At 59.4% G+C, this 16,763-nt stretch carries 11 protein-coding genes; 7 read left to right on the top strand and 4 right to left on the bottom strand.

Annotated features, from left to right (window positions below):
- Both CP97_RS05610 and CP97_RS05615 read right to left on the bottom strand, forming a co-directional pair.
- A complete protein-coding gene (locus tag CP97_RS05610; RefSeq protein ID WP_227819685.1) occupies nucleotides 1–2,379 on the bottom strand; it encodes a heavy metal translocating P-type ATPase in 2,379 nt (792 codons plus the stop codon).
- A gap of 62 nt (nucleotides 2,380–2,441) precedes the next feature.
- Complete coding sequence (locus CP97_RS05615) at nucleotides 2,442–3,377, bottom strand: 1-phosphofructokinase family hexose kinase (RefSeq protein ID WP_227819686.1); 936 nt, start codon at nucleotides 3,375–3,377, stop codon at nucleotides 2,442–2,444.
- 334 nt (nucleotides 3,378–3,711) lie between these two features.
- Between CP97_RS05615 and CP97_RS05620 the strand changes: the two genes are divergently transcribed.
- The 5 genes from CP97_RS05620 to CP97_RS05640 all read left to right on the top strand — a co-directional run bounded on the left by CP97_RS05620 (nucleotide 3,712) and on the right by CP97_RS05640 (nucleotide 11,102).
- Nucleotides 3,712–4,563, top strand: coding sequence for an alpha/beta fold hydrolase (locus tag CP97_RS05620; protein WP_048885135.1), 852 nt, complete (start codon nucleotides 3,712–3,714; stop codon nucleotides 4,561–4,563).
- Nucleotides 4,564–4,684: 121 nt separating this feature from the next.
- Nucleotides 4,685–6,313, top strand: a complete 1,629-nt coding sequence (locus CP97_RS05625) for an L-lactate permease (protein WP_227819687.1) — start codon at nucleotides 4,685–4,687, stop codon at nucleotides 6,311–6,313.
- Nucleotides 6,310–7,536 (top strand): cation:proton antiporter, encoded by a 1,227-nt coding sequence (locus tag CP97_RS05630; RefSeq protein ID WP_048885137.1) that lies wholly within the window; start codon nucleotides 6,310–6,312, stop codon nucleotides 7,534–7,536. The genes CP97_RS05625 and CP97_RS05630 overlap by 4 nt, the downstream gene beginning before the upstream one ends.
- 135 nt (nucleotides 7,537–7,671) lie before the next feature.
- The gene (ppsA, locus tag CP97_RS05635) at nucleotides 7,672–10,092 is read left to right on the top strand and encodes a phosphoenolpyruvate synthase (protein WP_048885138.1); all 2,421 of its coding nucleotides are present in this window, start codon (nucleotides 7,672–7,674) and stop codon (nucleotides 10,090–10,092) included.
- A complete protein-coding gene (locus CP97_RS05640) occupies nucleotides 10,089–11,102 on the top strand; it encodes a hydroxyacid dehydrogenase (protein ID WP_048885139.1) in 1,014 nt (337 codons plus the stop codon). The genes ppsA and CP97_RS05640 overlap by 4 nt, the downstream gene beginning before the upstream one ends.
- A 52-nt stretch (nucleotides 11,103–11,154) precedes the next feature.
- Here the strand turns inward: CP97_RS05640 and mrdA are convergent, their stop codons facing one another.
- Both mrdA and CP97_RS05650 read right to left on the bottom strand, forming a co-directional pair.
- Complete coding sequence (gene mrdA / locus CP97_RS05645; RefSeq protein WP_161485442.1) at nucleotides 11,155–13,050, bottom strand: penicillin-binding protein 2; 1,896 nt, start codon at nucleotides 13,048–13,050, stop codon at nucleotides 11,155–11,157.
- Between the two features lie 274 nt (nucleotides 13,051–13,324).
- Nucleotides 13,325–14,032 carry a lysophospholipid acyltransferase family protein gene (locus tag CP97_RS05650; RefSeq protein WP_063612369.1) on the bottom strand — a complete coding sequence of 236 codons (708 nt, stop codon included), beginning with the start codon at nucleotides 14,030–14,032 and terminating at the stop codon, nucleotides 13,325–13,327.
- A gap of 299 nt (nucleotides 14,033–14,331) precedes the next feature.
- Here CP97_RS05650 and CP97_RS15890 point away from each other — a divergent pair, with 299 nt between their 5' ends.
- Together CP97_RS15890 and cls are read left to right on the top strand one after the other, a co-directional pair.
- Nucleotides 14,332–14,925 (top strand): RNA polymerase sigma factor, encoded by a 594-nt coding sequence (locus CP97_RS15890; RefSeq protein ID WP_161485443.1) that lies wholly within the window; start codon nucleotides 14,332–14,334, stop codon nucleotides 14,923–14,925.
- A gap of 350 nt (nucleotides 14,926–15,275) precedes the next feature.
- On the top strand, nucleotides 15,276–16,673 hold the full coding sequence (gene cls / locus CP97_RS05660; RefSeq protein WP_048885142.1) for a cardiolipin synthase: 1,398 nt from the start codon (nucleotides 15,276–15,278) through the stop codon (nucleotides 16,671–16,673).
- The last annotated feature ends 90 nt before the right edge of the window (nucleotides 16,674–16,763 follow it).

Genomic DNA, 16,763 nt, shown 5'->3' on the forward strand with positions numbered 1-16,763 from the left:
TCAACCCGTAGCCTGCTCCGGGACCAACTGCGGGGAAGCCGATGGCGACCGGCTTTCAGGCAAGAACCCGTCGAGCCGCGCGCGTTTCAATAGCAGGGCATTGACCGCCACGAGCACCGAGCTTCCAGACATTGCCAGCGCGGCAACCGCCGGGCTGATGATGAACGGATAAAACACCCCGGCGGCAGCCGGAAAGGCGATGACATTATAGGCCACCGCCCAGAACAGGTTCTGGTGCATCTTCCTGAGCGTGGCGCGAGAAAGTTCGACCGCTCCGACGACATCATAGGGATCGCTGCGCATGAGGACGACGTCGGCGCTTTCCATCGCTACATCGGTGCCCGCGCCAATTGCAAAGCCTACATCGGCCTGCGTCAAGGCAGGAGCATCGTTGATCCCATCACCAACCATGCCAACCCTTTTGCCCTGTGCCTGGAGCTCCTTCACCTTTTCCGCCTTTTGCCCGGGCAGAACATCGGCGAGTACGATATCGATACCGAGCTCTTCGGCAACGCGGCGAGCGGTTCCTTCATTGTCACCGGTGAGCATCGCGACGTCGATGCCTTTCTCATGCAATTTGCTGATAGCGGCGAGCGCCGTGGGACGCGGAGCATCGGCGATTGCGATCAAGCCGATGAGAACCCCCTTGTGAGCGACGTGGACCACGGTCCGGCCAGCGCCTTTGAGTTCCTCGGCCCTGTCTTCCAGATCATCCATGGAAATGGACTCTTCGTCCATCAACCGGCGGTTCCCGAGAAAAACGGCGACTCCATTCACCTCTGCCCGGGCTCCCTTACCGTCAAGGTTGAGGAAGTTCTTCGCCTCGGGAACCTTGAGCGCATCTGCCTTGTCGAGAATGGCAAGGGCGAGCGGATGCTCGGATCCGTGTTCGACTGCGGCCGCTAGCATGAGTACCTGTTCGGGCATGCGCCCGGTCGAAGCCACGATGTCGACAACGCGCGGCTCGCCCATCGTCAGCGTGCCGGTCTTGTCGAAAATGATGATATCCAGCTTGGTCGCATCCTCAAGCGCTGCAGCATTCTTGAAGAGCGTTCCATGCGAAGCGCCCAGTCCTGTCCCGACCATCACAGCCATGGGTGTGGCAAGGCCAAGTGCATCGGGACAGGCGATGACAAAGACCGTGATCGTGAGTGTCACGGCAAAAAGCAGCGTCGCACCAATCCACCAGAACCAGACAGCAAAAGTCGCCAAACCGATAACGATCGCGATCAGCACGAGCCATTGCGATGCCCGGTCGGCCAGCAATTGTGCCGGAGCCTTGGAATTCTGCGCTTCCTGCACCAGCTTGACAATCTGTGCGAGCGCCGTGTCCGCCCCCACCTTGGTCGCGCGGTAGCGGAAACTGCCGCTCTTGTTGATGGTTGCACCGATGACTTCATCGCCCGGGCTTTTGCCAACTGGCATGGATTCTCCGGTCAGCATCGATTCATCGACCTCCGAGCTGCCTTCGACAATTTCACCGTCTACGGGGATTTTGTTGCCGGGCCGGATAATGACGATGTCGCCCTGAAGCACGTTGGCCGTTGGGACTTCCTGCTCTACCCCGTCGCGCAGCACCACCGCCATTGGCGGGGCGAGGTCCAGCAAGGCGCGGATGGCCGCCGACGCGCCCGCGCGGGCGCGCATTTCCAACCAATGGCCGAGCAGGATGAAAACCAGCAATATGGCCACCGCCTCGTAGAATTGAACGCCGGGAAAGAAGAAGGTCGACCCGACGCTGAAAAGGTAGCCGGTCCCAACGGACAGCACGACGAGAACGGCCATGTTGAGGACGCCATTGCGCAGCGCTCGCCAGGCGGCGACCGCAAAAGGCCATGCCGGGTAGAGCACGGCGGCGCTTGCGAGACCGAACAGCCATAGTTCGAGATCTATCCCGAAGGGCGGCGCTGGCGGCGTGAAGAAACCACCCATCGGGGAATAGATGAAGATCGGCAGGGTGAAGATGAACGCAATCCAGAAACGGTTGCGCATGTCGCGTACCATTTCCTGCATATCGCTGCCCGCACCGTGCCCCATTTCATGAGCCATCTCATCCCTGACAGCCGCAGCGCCATGTTTGTGACTCTTGATCTTCTTTTCCTTTGCGGGAACCTTTGCATCCTCCCCTGAGCCGGCCGCAGGGCGCGCGCAAACATGTGCAGGCATGATGCCGCCGCGGCAGCGGAAGCCGCAGCTCTGGATCAATTTCTTCAGTCGAGCCGCATCGGTCTGCGCGGGGTCATATTCCAGAGTTACGCTGCCTCCGGCGGGATTCGCCGTAGCGCGGCCTACACCGCGTTCGCGCATGAGCTGCTTTTCAACTCCGAGATGATCAAGTGCCTCGAAGAGACCACCGACTTCCAGGGTAAGTGTTGCCAATTTGAATTCCCTCTTGGCTGAACCATGTATCATTGAATCCAGACGGTGCGCCGCCGCAGCTCTTACACCTCGGTTCCCTTGTCTCTCTGAAGCTCCGCGTAAAGCCGCTCGACATCGCCGCGCTCGCACAGCGCCGTCCCCGGCGTCAGGGCGGTGGCGGCACCGGCCGCCATTCCATAAAGAAAGGCCGTCTCGGGCGTGTCTCCGGCGGCGAGGCGAAGGGTCATCGCCGCCAGAAAGCTGTCGCCCGACCCGACCGCGCTTTTCGCCTTTATCTTCGGCGCCGCGCGCTGGAACGTGCGCTCGCCGGTCATGAGCATGGCGCCGCCTGCCCCGCGGGTTAGAGCGAGCAACTCGATCCCATCCTCGTACATCAATTCCCTTGCAGCCGCCTCCTGCGCTTCGGGTGACGGCAATTCCTGGCCAACCAGTGTTTCAAGTTCGCCGAGGCTCGGTTTGGCCAGATGTACGCCGCCGGCGAGCCCCTGCCGCAGGGCTTCGCCTGAACTGTCCAGCACAAGCTTGATGCCCTGTTGGCGGCAGATCGCTCCGATCATCGCGTAGATGTCCGTCCGCAACCCCCGAGGGATACTGCCGCTGGCGACGAGGTACTCGCAATCCAAGGTGCGCAAGGCTTGAAGGAGGGCCCCGCAATCGCGTTCGGTCACCTCTGGCCCTTCTGGCACAAAGCGGAACTCGAGCGCAGTGGACCGCTCGTAGATCGTATGGCTGATGCGCGTTAAGCCGGGTATTGCGAAACGCTCGGCCCGAACTCCGGTTTGTCTTAAAAGATCCTGCAATATGCTTCCGGTCGCTCCGCCGCCCAGATAAAGGGCGAATGCCCTGCCGCCGAGTTCCTTGATTACCCGTGCTACATTGATGCCGCCGCCGCCGGGGTAATATTGCTCTTCGGCCGTGCGTATTTTGTGCACAGGCACGACTTTCTCTGCCTGCGCGGAACCATCGATAGCGGGATTGAGCGTAAGGGTTGCAATCATAGGAGCAAATTTTCTCATATTATTAGAGTGAGGCAGATAAGAAGGACGCTGCAGTCGCGCCGCGCTTACGCAAGGCCTGCCGGTAGAGAGGCCAAAGCATTGGTCAGGATGGGGCTTTCTTAGGCAGGTCTCGCGCCGCGCGACACGTAAGGGAATCGCGAAGACGCCTGCGCCTTTTCGGTGAGTGTTTGGTCAGTTCTCGCGCAGCGCTCCGACATTCGGCGAATTGATCAGGCAATTTCGCATGGGCGCGGGCTTTAATGCTGTATTGCTATGTAATCCGCTTTAGGCCCGACCGTCTGTTCTCATCGTGCGCACAGGAGACGGCAGAAGAATGACGCAAAAATTCCGATTTTCTCCCAAGTCGCGCCGTGGCGATGGTCTGTACACGAAGGTTTTAGGCACCGGCCCGCGTACCTTGGTGTTCATAGCGGGTTTGGGCGGGACCACGAGATATTGGGAGACCCGGATCGGCCCCTTGTCCTGTTACTACAGGATCGTTCTGGTGGATTTGCTGGGTTTTGGCGACTCGCCGAAGCCTTGGGCGAAGTATGACGTCGTGCGGCATGTAGATGCCCTTGACAGCGCTTTAGCCAAGTTCGGCCCGATAACGATCGTCGGACATTCGCTCGGCGCCTTGCTCGCCATTGCCTATGCCGCGAGACATCCTGAGAGGATTGATAACATAGTGCTTATCAGCCTGCCGTACTTCGGTTCCCAGGACGCAGCGTATGAATATATGCGCGCAGGGCCAGTTAAGGGCGGGTTCGTCTACACCAACTTTGTTCTCACGATGCTGGCGTGCATCATTTCGCGCCGCGTCTTGGGAAAGGCGTTGCCGTACGTCATTCGCGACATGCCTCGCGACGTAATCGAGGACCTCGTCAAGCATACCTGGAGATCATCGACGTCCTCGCTCTGGGAAGTGGTCTATCGCTATGATGCCGCAGCGGATTTGCAGGCGATGGTTCGCGCTACGAAGGTGCTCTGCATTCATGGAGGCGGCGACCTCATGGCTCCGGTCAGATCGGTACAGGATCTTGCCGCGCGCTTCCCGAACCTGGATCTGCGCATTCTCGATAATGTTGACCATCATCCATTCATAAGAGAACCCGAAAAGTGCTGCGACCTAATTGCGCATTTTGTCGAGGGGACTTCGCGCGCGGCGTCCGCAGAGCAACGCTGAATGCGGCCCTCTCGCACCGGGGTGATCGCCAAAACCGAACGCCTATCGATCAAATGTGCCCTTCGCAGCCGTAATCGACCGGCCTGCGTTCCGTCGGATAAAGAGTGCACCACATGGAAGAGTGCACGGTCAGCCGGAGGTGCGCATCTCTTTCATCCTATTTGCCGCAGCGCTGTCGCCCTTGCTCGGCGTGCTCGTCCTTCTGGTCGGACTGAGGCTGCCGGCGTCGCGTGCCATGGCTTTGAGTTACCTCATAACGCTCGGCGCCGGTCTCTTCCTGTGGCAAATGCCGCCCGTTACAATCCTCGCCGCTTCCATTGAGGGTCTGGCGATTGCGGCATCGGTGCTATGGATCATCCTTGGCGCGATCCTTCTTCTAAAGCTCCTGAGCGAAGGCAAGGCGATGGAGCGGATACGAACAGGGTTCGCTGCACTATCGCCGGAGCCGCGCGTGCAGCTTGTGGTCATAAGCTGGACCTTCGGTGCCTTTCTCGAAGGCGCCGCCGGTTTCGGAACGCCTGCGGCGATTACAGCACCGCTTCTGGTTGCGCTTCGATTTTCGCCGATCGGGGCCGTGACGCTCGCGTTGGTCGCGAACAGCAGCCCAGTGGCATTCGGAGCGATCGGCACGCCGGTCGCGATCGGTTTGCAAGAGGGATTGCGCCAGTCGAATGCTCCCGCAGGTGGGTTCACGCTTATCGAAGGTGCCGCCAGCACGGCCGCTGCGATCGACCTGCTCGCCGGCTCCTTCATCCCTTGGGTACTTGTCCTGCTCTATTCTCGATTTTTTTCCCAGGAACGCAGCTGGAAAAGCGGCTTGGCCTATTGGCGCTTCGCGCTATTTGCAGGATTTGCCTATACAGTTCCCACGTTCGCCGTCGCCTTGCTCCTTGGCCCTGAGCTTCCCACGCTGCTCGGCGCCCTTGCCGCCATCATGCTCGTGATTCCCGCTGCGCAGCGTGGCTGGCTTGTGCCTCGCTCTGACAAAGCCGCTCCTGGACCGCCCGCCATAACCCGGTCATCGCCCCTTTCGCTGCTGCGAGCCTGGGGGCCCTATCTCATTCTTGCTGCCCTCCTGCTCGTGACCCGGACCGATCTCCTGCCGATTAAACACGCATTGCAGAGCGCGTCACTCGGATGGGATCGCGTACTCGGCACCACGATAAACATCGCCCTGGCCCCTCTTTACCTGCCCGGCACGATGTTTCTCATTGCCGCCATATCGGCCCTCTTCCTGTTGCCGTTCGACCACCAGAAAATACTTCGTGCCGGCCGCGACACAGTCAAAATCACCGCCGCGAGCGCGATGACCCTTGCCGCCGCCGTGCCGATGATCCGCGTCTTCGTGCATTCCTCCGACAATATGGCGGGGTTGCCGAGCATGCCGATGTCTCTCGCCAGTCTCGCTGCCGATGCGGCTGGCAGCAGCTGGATGATCTTCGCGCCATTCATCGGTGCATTGGGGAGCTTTCTGTCGGGAAGCGCAACCTTCAGCAACATGACCTTCGCACTGTTTCAGGTCACGGCAGCCGAACAGGCCTCTTTGCAGCCAGAAATCGTCCTGGCAGCGCAGATTCTCGGCGCGAGTGCGGGCAATATGGTTTCGGTCGTGAACGTCGTGGCCGCTGCGGCCGTAGTAGGGCTCGTCGGGCGCGAGGGAACGATCATCCGTTTCACGCTCGTTCCTATGCTCGCTTATACGTCCACAGTAGGACTTCTGGCGATCGCCTTTGCGAGCGTGCCGGGATGATCGAACATGTCCTCCATCTCGTCGTCCTACTACTTGCAGCGAGAGCGCTGGGGGAGGTTGCCACACGGCTTGGTCAGCCAGCCCTGGTTGGCGAGATCGTAGCGGGGTTGGTGCTGGCGTTAGCGGCCGCATATACTGACGCCGCATTCCTCGCCGACCTCTCGCAAAGCGCCCTTCTCGATCTGGCCGCGGAATTCGGCATTTTTTTCCTCCTGCTGCTTGCTGGACTGGAAATCGCTCCTGGCGAAATTCTGCGTCATTCCGCGCGCTCGCTCGCCGTCGCAACTGGAGGTGTAGTGCTTCCACTGCTGCTCGGCGTCACGCTCGCCTGGTTGGTAATTCCCGACAACCCGGCAAAAATCATTCAGAGCCTGCTGGTAGGCGTGGCCCTCTCCATATCCGCTGTCCCGGTCGCGGTCGGCGTGTTTATGGACCTGGGCATGCTGCACACACCGACGGGCCGAACTGTCGTCGCTGCCGCGATCCTCGATGACATTGCCGGGCTCATCCTTCTCGCACTTCTGACGGGCGCGATTGCAGTCGGGACCGTCCCGGACCCTACGGCTTTGCTGCCGCTCCTTGCCAAAACGAGCGTTTTCTTCCTCGTCGTGGCTGGCGCTGGCTTGCTGGGCACGCGAAGAATAGCCAGACTCATTGCGGCAGTGCGGATTCCGGCATCGGAATTTTCCGCACTTGTTCTTACCGCACTGGCGTTTTCAGGCCTAGCCGAGCTTCTCGGATTGGATTTCATTGTCGGTGCTTTTGTCGCAGGCCTGCTGTTCGACGCCAAAAGCCTCGGAGCAGCGCGCTTCGCACGTCTCAAAGCGTCGGTGAGCGATCTCACGCTGGGCCTGTTGGCGCCGCTTTTCTTTCTGTCGATTGGGTTCCGGGTGGATTTGAGCGCCCTCGCGGTAATTCCTGGCGTTGTCCTATTGCTCATCGTGGTCGCACTAATCGGAAAAATCCTGGGAGCTGGTCTGCCGGCCTTACTCCTCGGCCACACCCGCAGGGAGGCGTTAGGTGTCGGCATCGGAATGAGCGGCCGCGGCGCCGTTGAACTTATTATTGTGAGCATCGCCTTTGAAGCGGGGCTGTTCGCCGGACCTCTGCCGGTTGTAGCTAACCTCTTCTCGGCGCTTGTTATTATGGCGCTGGTGACGACGATCCTCACGCCCATCGGGCTGCGCTGGCTCTTCCGCAAGCGTACGCGCGAGACTCTGTAATAGGGCGGCTCCCCTCACGTCTCTTATATTGAGAAAACGCAAGGACGCACCAGAGTTTCGCGCGTATTGCACCGGTCATTGCGGTGGCAGCGCATGACCTTCGTCTTAAGATGCACGACGGATCCGGAGATTTCGATGAGCAATACCCATACTGTCTGGTTTGAGGATATCGGCCGGGGTGACGTTCCCCTCGTTGGCGGGAAGAACGCTTCCCTCGGTGAAATGGTCGCTGCGCTGTCCAGGCGCGGGATCAAGGTCCCGGGCGGCTTTGCCACCACCGCCGACGCGTATCGCTACTATGTCTCCGCGAACGGAATCGAACCCGAAATGAGGCGATGGCTCGAGGCACTAGATACCGGACATGCCTCGCTGCAGGAAACAGGTGCGGCTGTCCGTCAGGCTTTTCTCGAGGGTGTATTTCCATCGGACCTCGAGGCGTCAATCATAGAGTCCTATACGAAGCTTTCGGCGCGTAACGGGCAGGAGGCCCTCAGCGTCGCCGTTCGCAGCAGCGCCACAGCCGAAGACTTGCCGGATGCCAGCTTCGCCGGCCAACAAGAGACGTTTCTCAATGTCACAGGTCAGCGGGCGCTGCTTGACGCCTGCCGGCGCTGCTACGCTTCGCTCTTCACCGACCGCGCGATCAGCTATCGGCAAGCGCAAGGCTTCGATCATATGGACGTTGCGCTCTCGATCGGCGTCCAGCAAATGGTCCGTTCGGATCTGGCGGGTTCCGGCGTCATGTTTTCCGTCGATACGGAAACGGGCTTTCCCGACGTGGTCGTGATCAGTGCCGCGTGGGGTCTTGGTGAAACCGTCGTCCAAGGTGCCGTCGATCCCGATACCTACCGTGTCTTCAAACCGTTCCTTGGGCAGGAGGGTAAGACCCCGCTTGTCGAGCGTAGTCTGGGCGCCAAGGAGCGTAAGATGATCTACGCAACAGGAGGAAGTGTGCGGACCCTGACCAAGCGGACGACACGGCGCGAACGCGAGACGTTCGTATTGTCGGACGCCGAAGTCCTGGAGCTGGCCCGCTGCGCAAAGACTATCGAAGACCATTATGGCCGCGCCATGGATATGGAATGGGCGAAGGATGGCGAGAGCGATGAACTCTTTATCGTCCAGGCCCGGCCGGAAACCGTGCAAACGCAAAAGGAAGCGGGAAAACTCGTCAGCTACCGGCTGAAGGGGAAAGCTGAGCCGATTCTCACAGGTGCCGCTGTCGGCGAGGCGATCGCCAATGGCGAGGTCTGCGCAATCCGCGACGCCTCGCAGATCGACGCATTTCGCGATGGCACCATCCTCGTTACCGGCATGACCGATCCGGACTGGGTCCCGATCATGAAACGCGCGGCAGGTATCATCACCGACCACGGCGGCACGACCAGCCATGCCGCGATCGTCAGCCGCGAGCTTGGGGTTCCGGCAATTGTCGGCACGCAGACCGCGACCCGCGTTTTGCAGGATGGCCAGGCGATTACGCTTTCATGCGCAGAGGGCGATCGGGGTGCCGTCTACGAGGGAACGCTCGACTACGAAGCGACCGAAGTCGATCTGGCCGGGCTTCCTGAAACCACAACCGATGTCATGCTGAACATTGCCAGCCCGGCCGCAGCCATGCGCTGGTGGCGGCTTCCCGCCCATGGGGTTGGCCTTGCGCGCATGGAGTTTGTCATCAACAATCTGGTAAAAGTCCATCCGATGGCGCTGATCGAGCCTCACCGCGTGAGCGATGAAGGCGCTCGGCAGGCGATTGAAGACCTCACGCGCGGCTATGACAATCCGGCTGAATATTTCGTCGACACCTTGTCGCTCGGCCTTGCGAAACTCGCGGCGCCCTTTCATCCGCAACCCGTGATTGTGCGCCTCAGCGATTTCAAGTCGAACGAATATGCCCATCTGCTTGGCGGCGAGTCTTTCGAGCCTGAAGAGGAGAATCCGATGATAGGTTGGCGCGGTGCGTCGCGCTATCACAGCGAAAGCTACCGGCCCGGCTTCGAGCTCGAATGCCGTGCGCTGAAACGTCTGCGTGAGGAGATTGGATTCGACAATGTCGTTATAATGGTGCCTTTCTGCAGGACTCTGGCAGAGGCCGATCGGGTTCTCGAGGTGATGGAGGAAAACGGGCTTAAACGCGGGGAGAACGGCCTCCAGATTTACATGATGTGCGAAATACCTTCGAATGTATTCCTCGCCGAAGAGTTTGCGAGAAAGTTTGATGGTTTCTCCATCGGTTCGAACGACCTGACGCAGCTCATCCTCGGGATCGACCGCGATTCCGACATTCTGGCCGATCAGTTCGACGAACGCGATGAGGCGGTCAAACGGGCGATTGCGCAAGCTATCGCGAAAGCGCACGACGCCGGCATAAAAATCGGCATCTGCGGTCAGGCCCCGAGCGACCATCCCGAATTCGCCGCCTTTCTGGTCGAGCAGGGCATCGATTCCATTTCGCTCAACCCCGACAGTTTTGTCTCCACCATGAAAGTGGTTGCTGAAGCAGAGGCGCGCGCGGCAAGAACGCGCGCGCCTGCTGGAGTAGGGCCGAGCTCATGAAGGTCGTCATTTTCGAGGCCGAGGAATGGGAAGCGGAGGCGTGCCGGGCGCTTTCCGGGGCGCATGAGCTTACCTGTGTAAATGCCCGCCTGACGCCTAAGGAAGCAGCCCTTCATCGCGATGCGGAAGCGATCAGTACCTTCGTCAACTCGCGGCTCGGCGCGGATGTGCTGACAGAGATGCCCAAGCTGAAATTGATTGCGACGCGTTCGACCGGCTATGATCATATCGATCTGTCATGGTGCGCTGCGCATGACATCGCAATCGCCAATGTTCCCGATTATGGCGATGTGACAGTTGCCGAACACAGTTTTGCCCTCATGCTTGCAGCCGCTCGGCACCTGGTGGATGCAGTCGAGCGCACGCGGCGCGGTAATTTCGCTCAGGAAGACCTGAGAGGCATAGAACTGCGCGGCAAGACGCTCGGGGTCATAGGCACGGGCCGGATCGGTCGCCGGGCAATCGAGATCGCGCGCGGCTTCGGGATGAAAGTTGTGGCCTTTGACGTGATGCCGGACGAGCGTGCGGCAACAGATCTGGGGTTTCGATACCTTTCCTTCAGCGACGTCCTTGCGGCAGCCGACATTCTGACACTCCATCTTCCCGCGACTGCGGAAACCGAGGATCTTATTTCCGATGCGCAGTTCGAACAGATGAAGCCCGGAGCGCTGCTTATCAATACGGCGCGCGGTAACATCGTAAGCGTCCCCGCGCTGGTCCGCGCTTTGGCCGGCGGAAAGCTGCGCGCAGCCGGTCTCGATGTGCTGCCGAACGAGCCCCTGGTCCGGGAAGAGGCGGAAGTCTTTCGCGGGCCACCACTTGAGAAGGAAAATCTGGAAGCCTTGGTTGCAAACCATGTGCTGCTGCGGTTCCCAAATGTCATCGTAACGCCTCATGTGGCCTACAACACGCATGAGGCCGTGGCGCGTATTGTCAAAACTACGATTGCCAATATCGAGGCCTTTGCCGCCGGCGCGCCGCAAAACCTGGTGAAGCTACAAGGCTCATAGGGCACGCAAGAACCGATGTCGGGGCGAGCGATCTACGAGATCCGGTCGGTATCTATTGCGCTGCATAGGCGACCGTCTCGCGGGCCATTCTTTCCTCGATCCCGCCGCCCCAATCCTTTTCATGTTCCGCCAGACGCTCCATCGCCAGCTCCTTGTCGAACAGGTGGAGAAGAACATCACTCGCAATCGGATAGGCTGCCGCAGACCCTCCACCATGTTCAATGACAACTGCCACAGCGTAACGGGGCCTGTCGATCGGCGCATAGCCAATGAACAATCCATGGTCGCGCAGTCTCCAGGGGAGCGAGGCGTTGCTGCGAACGCCGCGACGCCTTTCCGCCATAGTGATGCGGCGCACCTGAGCGGTCCCGGTCTTGCCGGCAAGTTTGATGTCGGCCAAGGGAAGTCTGGCGCGGGTAGCGGTCCCCCGGCCATTGACGACATCGCTCATCCCCTGACGCACGATCGCAAAATGTGCGGGGTCAATTCGAAGCGATGGTGCCTGTGTTTCTTGCTCCGCCAGCAGTTCAGGAGCGACCGCTCGACCACTTGCGAGACGGGCTGTCATGACGGCCAATTGTAGAGGGTTTGCAAGCAAATACCCCTGTCCGATAGTGGCATTGACGGTGTCATAGACCTGCCATGGCTCTCCGTAGCGCCGCTGCTTCCATTCCGGATCGGGCACCGTGCCGTAATATTGGTAGGGGACCGGGAGATCAGGATAGCGGGCCCCAAGACCGAAGCGCCTAGCCATATCGGCGATCGGTTGCATGCCGATCCGCACACCCATCAGGTAAAAGTAGATATCGCAGCTTTCGGCAATCGCGCGGTTCATATCCACCACGCCATGACCGCTCCGGCGCCAGCAATGAAAGGTGCCTCCGCCAATTCGCACTCGTCCCGTGCATACGACCGTTTCTTGAGGGGCGACACCTTCTTCCAGAAGGGCGAGCGCTGTAATCGGCTTGATGGTCGACCCCGGCGGATACAGACCTTGCAGCGACTTGTTCCTGAGCGGAACGCGCTCGTCCTGGGAGAGCATATCCCATTCCGATTGGCTGATGCCGTCCGAAAAGCTGTTGGGGTCATAAGCGGGCATCGACGCCATCGCGAGAATACCGCCGGTCTCGAGATCAAGCGCCACCACCGATCCTGACTGTGGACCCAGACGCCGCGCGGCGTAGGTCTGGAGGTCACGGTCCACAGTAAGCGTGACCGTCTCCCCAATTTCGTCGGGCCGGATGTCAAGTTCGCGTATCACTTTTCCTCGGGCGGTCACTTCCACCCGGCGCGCGCCTGGTTTTCCCGCCAGGCGGTTCTCCAACGTCTTCTCGAGCATATCCTTGCCGATTTGAACGCCGGGAACCATCAGGAATTGGTCACCCGTCTCTTCGTATTCCTCGCGGCTTGGCGCGCCGACATAACCCAGAAGATGAGACCCCGCAGCACCCAAAGGATAATCACGAACGAAGGCCCGGGACAGTGCGACCCCTTTAAGCTCGGGCAAATGCACACTGATGGCAGCGTAATCTTCCCACGCGATGCCGCTTGCGACGCGGACCGGTTGATGGCCCCTGGCCAAATTCAGGTCGCTCCGAAGTCGCTCCAGGTCCTCAGTGTCAAGCTCGAGTATCGCCGCAAGTTTCGCCATGACCGAACTGGCATCTTGCAGTCGATCCGGAATGAGATCGACCGTGAATTGGGATTTGTTCGTGGCAAGCAGTTGGCCCCGTCTGTCGAGGATCAGACCGCGTCGAGGGGGGATCAAACTCAGCTGCAGCCGATTGCTTTCCGACAGAAGCTGCCATTTTTCGTTTTCCGCAATGGTCAGCCAGGCGAGACGCCCCGCGAGCAAGCCGGCTGTGCCAAGCTGTAGTCCTGCAAAGAACAATGACCTGCGAGAAAACTGCCGTTTCAGCTGATTTTGGCTAGTGGGTGAACGGCCCACGATCCTCTCCTGCTAACAGCTCCAAAGCAAACGCCGCTTGGCGCTTGGTGAAGCGGTCGCAGCTGCATCATGCTGTGCTTCAACAGCAATGTGAGTTTTCGTTCAAGAGACGCGGGAACGAATAATAACTTACAGGCATTTTGAGCGGCAGGCTGCAATCACACTGGGCATTGCCAACGCATGCGCAGGTGTGCGTTGCCGGATAATCAGCGGCACATTTAAGCGACCCACCCGCTTCCGAAGGCAATCTCTACCAGTGAGTTGCAACGCTGAGTCACCGCGGAGCAAGTGCGATGACTTCTTTGTTTAGCGCATCTTGCGCGTCCTTTATGAACCCGGCTGGATCGGACATGCTGGCTATTGGGGGGAGGATCGAGACGGTGATCACACCTGGAGAAAGGGTCATATTTTCGTGCCACAGGCAGCCCGCATTGTGGGCTACGACTAGCGCGGGGATCTGAAGGCTCCGATAAAGAAGCTCAACCCCGCGCTTGAATTCAACGACACTTGCGGGCGGCCTGCGTGTACCTTCCGGGAAAATCAGGACGGAGCGTCCAGCAGCCACTTCCCTGCGGCAATCAGCGAGCATTTTTCGCATCGCGCTGGTCGAGCGCGTACGGTCGATAGGTATCATAGGGGAATGGCTCAGGAACCATCCGATGACCGGTGTGGCCAACAGTTCCTGCTTGGTCACGATCGCGACGTCGGGAAAGAGCACGAGCGCCGCAATTGTCTCCCAGGCCGATTGGTGATTGGCAATGATCAGAACTGGCCCATGAGGCACATTGGCTCGGCCTCGCACTGTATAGCGAATTCCACCCAGCAGCGATGAAAGTGCAAGAACACCTCGCGCCCACAAACGGGTGAGCGGTCTGATCAGGGCAGCAGGCGTTCCAGCCACCCACAGGAGCGGGATCAACGGCGCGAATAGTAGCGTCCAGAGCGCGAAGGCGGCCCTGAAGATCGTATTGCGAACAAACAATGACTGCGCCTCTTTTCGGGAATTCCCCAGTTGGGGAAGACTGGTTTCAGCTGGGTCATTCTAGAGACGGAGCGGCGGAGGAAGCCTTACAGATATCGCTTCCGATCGGCATCTCTTGCCCGCTGTCACCGGGGATCTCAGGTGCGCGCAGCGCTCCGGGAGATTCTCAAATTGACGCGTCGCGCCATGCCATGCGCGCATCGAGGGCCGACACCATCACAATTTTTCCGAGGCTTTTTGAGGGGTCGCCTCTCTCCGAACGTATTCCCTGTAGGTGGAACTTAGGTAGGGGAAGAACAATGCTCTCTTCACGCGGTGACGAAACAAGCGCGTTGCTCATCGACGACGAGGGGCCTCCTGACACTCGAAACCGACCACCCAATAACAGGGCAATCGTCGAACACGTGCTTGTAGCCGACTACTCAATCTTTCAGCGGATCGCACTCAAACGGCTTGGCAATCGCACCGACGCCGATGACGTGCTCCATGCCTTTTGCGTTAAAGCCCTGGAGCGTGCGCACCAATTGCGCAGTGCCGACGCCGTTCATGGTTGGCTGCGCCGCCTTTTTGAAACCACGTTGCTCGACCATTTCCGACAGGCTGCAAGGTTGCGAAGACGGATAGTGAGCTCCGAGCAGTCGCCCCCTGCGGAGGATGACATAATTGGCGGTACCTTGGCCGATGATGAGACGGAAGTGATCGAAGGTGTCCTCCCGCGGCTGCGTCCCAGCTATGCGCAAATCATCCGCCGTATGGACCTCTCTCGTGAGGAACCCTCGACTGTCGCCAACGCGCTTGGCATTTCGCAGAACAATCTTGCGGTGCGCTTGCACCGTGCGCGAAGGGCCTTTCGAGCCGTGCTGGCTGATACGCCCGTTGTCCTGCAAGAGTAAAACCGGCTCCGCCGCGAGCGGCGAATTCGAGCAATGATCAAGCCGGTATGGCGTGCCTCGGGAATGCGATCGCTTTGTTCCGGGCAAAACCCAAATTTGGGGCCGCACTGTAATGGACTGTGCTCCAGCACGTCTTTTTGGATATACAAGCCCTACGGGTCGAAATGGCGGTATAAATTGACCGGTTCAATGCGCCAAAGCCGCCAAACTCGTTGCCGCGGCGAAGTTTCCAACCCCTTCGCCTCGGCACGGCGGCACGTCGTTCCTCCTCCTGCCCCTGTGAAGGGCGTGCCGCCATTGCCGATTGATAGAGGATATATAAGATACTGCCGGATGCTCTGCTCGTCTATGTGATCATCGATTGGCTGGCTCGGCTCGCCGTCCTCGTGGCGATCGTAATCCGCAAACCTTCGGCCGTGGCACAGGCGTGGATGCCTCTCCTCCTTGTCTTTCCGATACCCGGAATCCTTGTATTTTTTTGGGGTTATCGTCCGTTCGCCAGCGTGCGGAGGCGGAGGCGTCTCACGGAGGCTCGCCGGCAGCTGAAGGCTGCGCGCCGACGAATCGTAATGTCCCGGCACTGCGTGCCACCCGAGCTTCCCCTACATCTTGAGCGCACGGCGAAGCTGGTCGAAAATATCAACATGTTTCCTGCCGTCGGAGGGAACTCGATCGAACTGCTCGCTGACTATAAGGAAGTGATCAACCGCCTGGTGGCTGACATCGCCACAGCCCGCCATCATATCCATCTCACGACCTATATCTTTTCCGATGATGCGGTCGGAGGGCAGATCATCAATGCTCTTCGGGCAGCTGCGGCTCGCGGTGTCGAATGCCGCATCCTTATCGACGCGCTCGGTTCCTACTGGTGGTCGCGCCGCGTAATCCGTGAGCTAAGGGCGTGCGGGATCGAAGTGCGCCGCGCGCTGCCCGTTTCCATCACGAACATGGAAGCCTTGCGACCCGATCTGCGCAATCACCGCAAGCTCGTCGTCATCGACGGAAAGCTAGGATATATCGGATCGCAAAACATCATCGGCGCGGTACAGACGGATGGCCGACAGAATAAGGAGCTCATGGTCCGGGTTCTCGGTCCCATCATGCTTCAGCTCCAATCGTTGTTTGCCAATGACTGGTTCCTGGAAACAGGCGAGCTACTAGGCGATCCAGCCTTGTTTCCGGTCGAACATTCTCAAGGCACAGTGCATGCGCAGCTGGTGGCCGGTGGGCCCGAATATAGGCATTTCGTCATGAGCTTCCTGCTCGATGCGATCGTTCATGCAGCAGAACACAGCCTGGTCATAACGACTCCATATTTCGTGCCGGACGAAGCGCTCGTGCTCGCCTTGGAAAGCGCTGCCCTGCGGGGGGTGAACGTCTCGCTCATCTTACCGGAAAAAAGCGACCACCGCGTGGTTGATCTGGCTCAGCGATCGTTCTTTGTTAGGCTGCTGGAATCCGGGGTCGTAATCCATCTTTATGGGGGCGGTTTTCTTCATGCCAAGCATGTCCATGTGGATGACGAACTCAGCCTCGTTGGGTCGATGAACATCGATCTGCGCTCGCTTAAATTGAACGGCGAGGCGGGACTACTCATTTATGATCGCAGCTTCTCCTCCCGTCTTGGCGCGCAAGAGCGGCAGTACATGGCCGAAAGTCAGATTATTTCGCTCAAAGCCTGGCGCTCGCGGTCATCGCTACAACGCCTCGCCGAAAACATCGCTCGCCTTTTCAGCCCGGTGCTGTGATCAGACGCTGTCAGTCCAGCGCGAACCTGTGCCAAATTCTCTACCTCGTGATAGGCGAGACGACTTTCAGCAGGCGGGCGTGATCGCCGG

Origin of the sequence: Aurantiacibacter atlanticus, assembly GCF_001077815.2 — a bacterium.
In the GTDB taxonomy this organism is placed as follows: Bacteria; Pseudomonadota; Alphaproteobacteria; order Sphingomonadales; family Sphingomonadaceae; genus Alteraurantiacibacter; species Alteraurantiacibacter atlanticus.

Coding starts and splice junctions, on each gene's coding strand:
- CP97_RS05615 (WP_227819686.1), bottom strand. CDS start 3,377: ATGATTGCAACCCTTACGCTCAATCCCGCTATCGATGGTTCCGCGCAG.
- CP97_RS05620 (WP_048885135.1), top strand. CDS start 3,712: ATGACGCAAAAATTCCGATTTTCTCCCAAGTCGCGCCGTGGCGATGGT.
- CP97_RS05630 (WP_048885137.1), top strand. CDS start 6,310: ATGATCGAACATGTCCTCCATCTCGTCGTCCTACTACTTGCAGCGAGA.
- ppsA (WP_048885138.1), top strand. CDS start 7,672: ATGAGCAATACCCATACTGTCTGGTTTGAGGATATCGGCCGGGGTGAC.
- CP97_RS05640 (WP_048885139.1), top strand. CDS start 10,089: ATGAAGGTCGTCATTTTCGAGGCCGAGGAATGGGAAGCGGAGGCGTGC.
- CP97_RS15890 (WP_161485443.1), top strand. CDS start 14,332: ATGCTCTCTTCACGCGGTGACGAAACAAGCGCGTTGCTCATCGACGAC.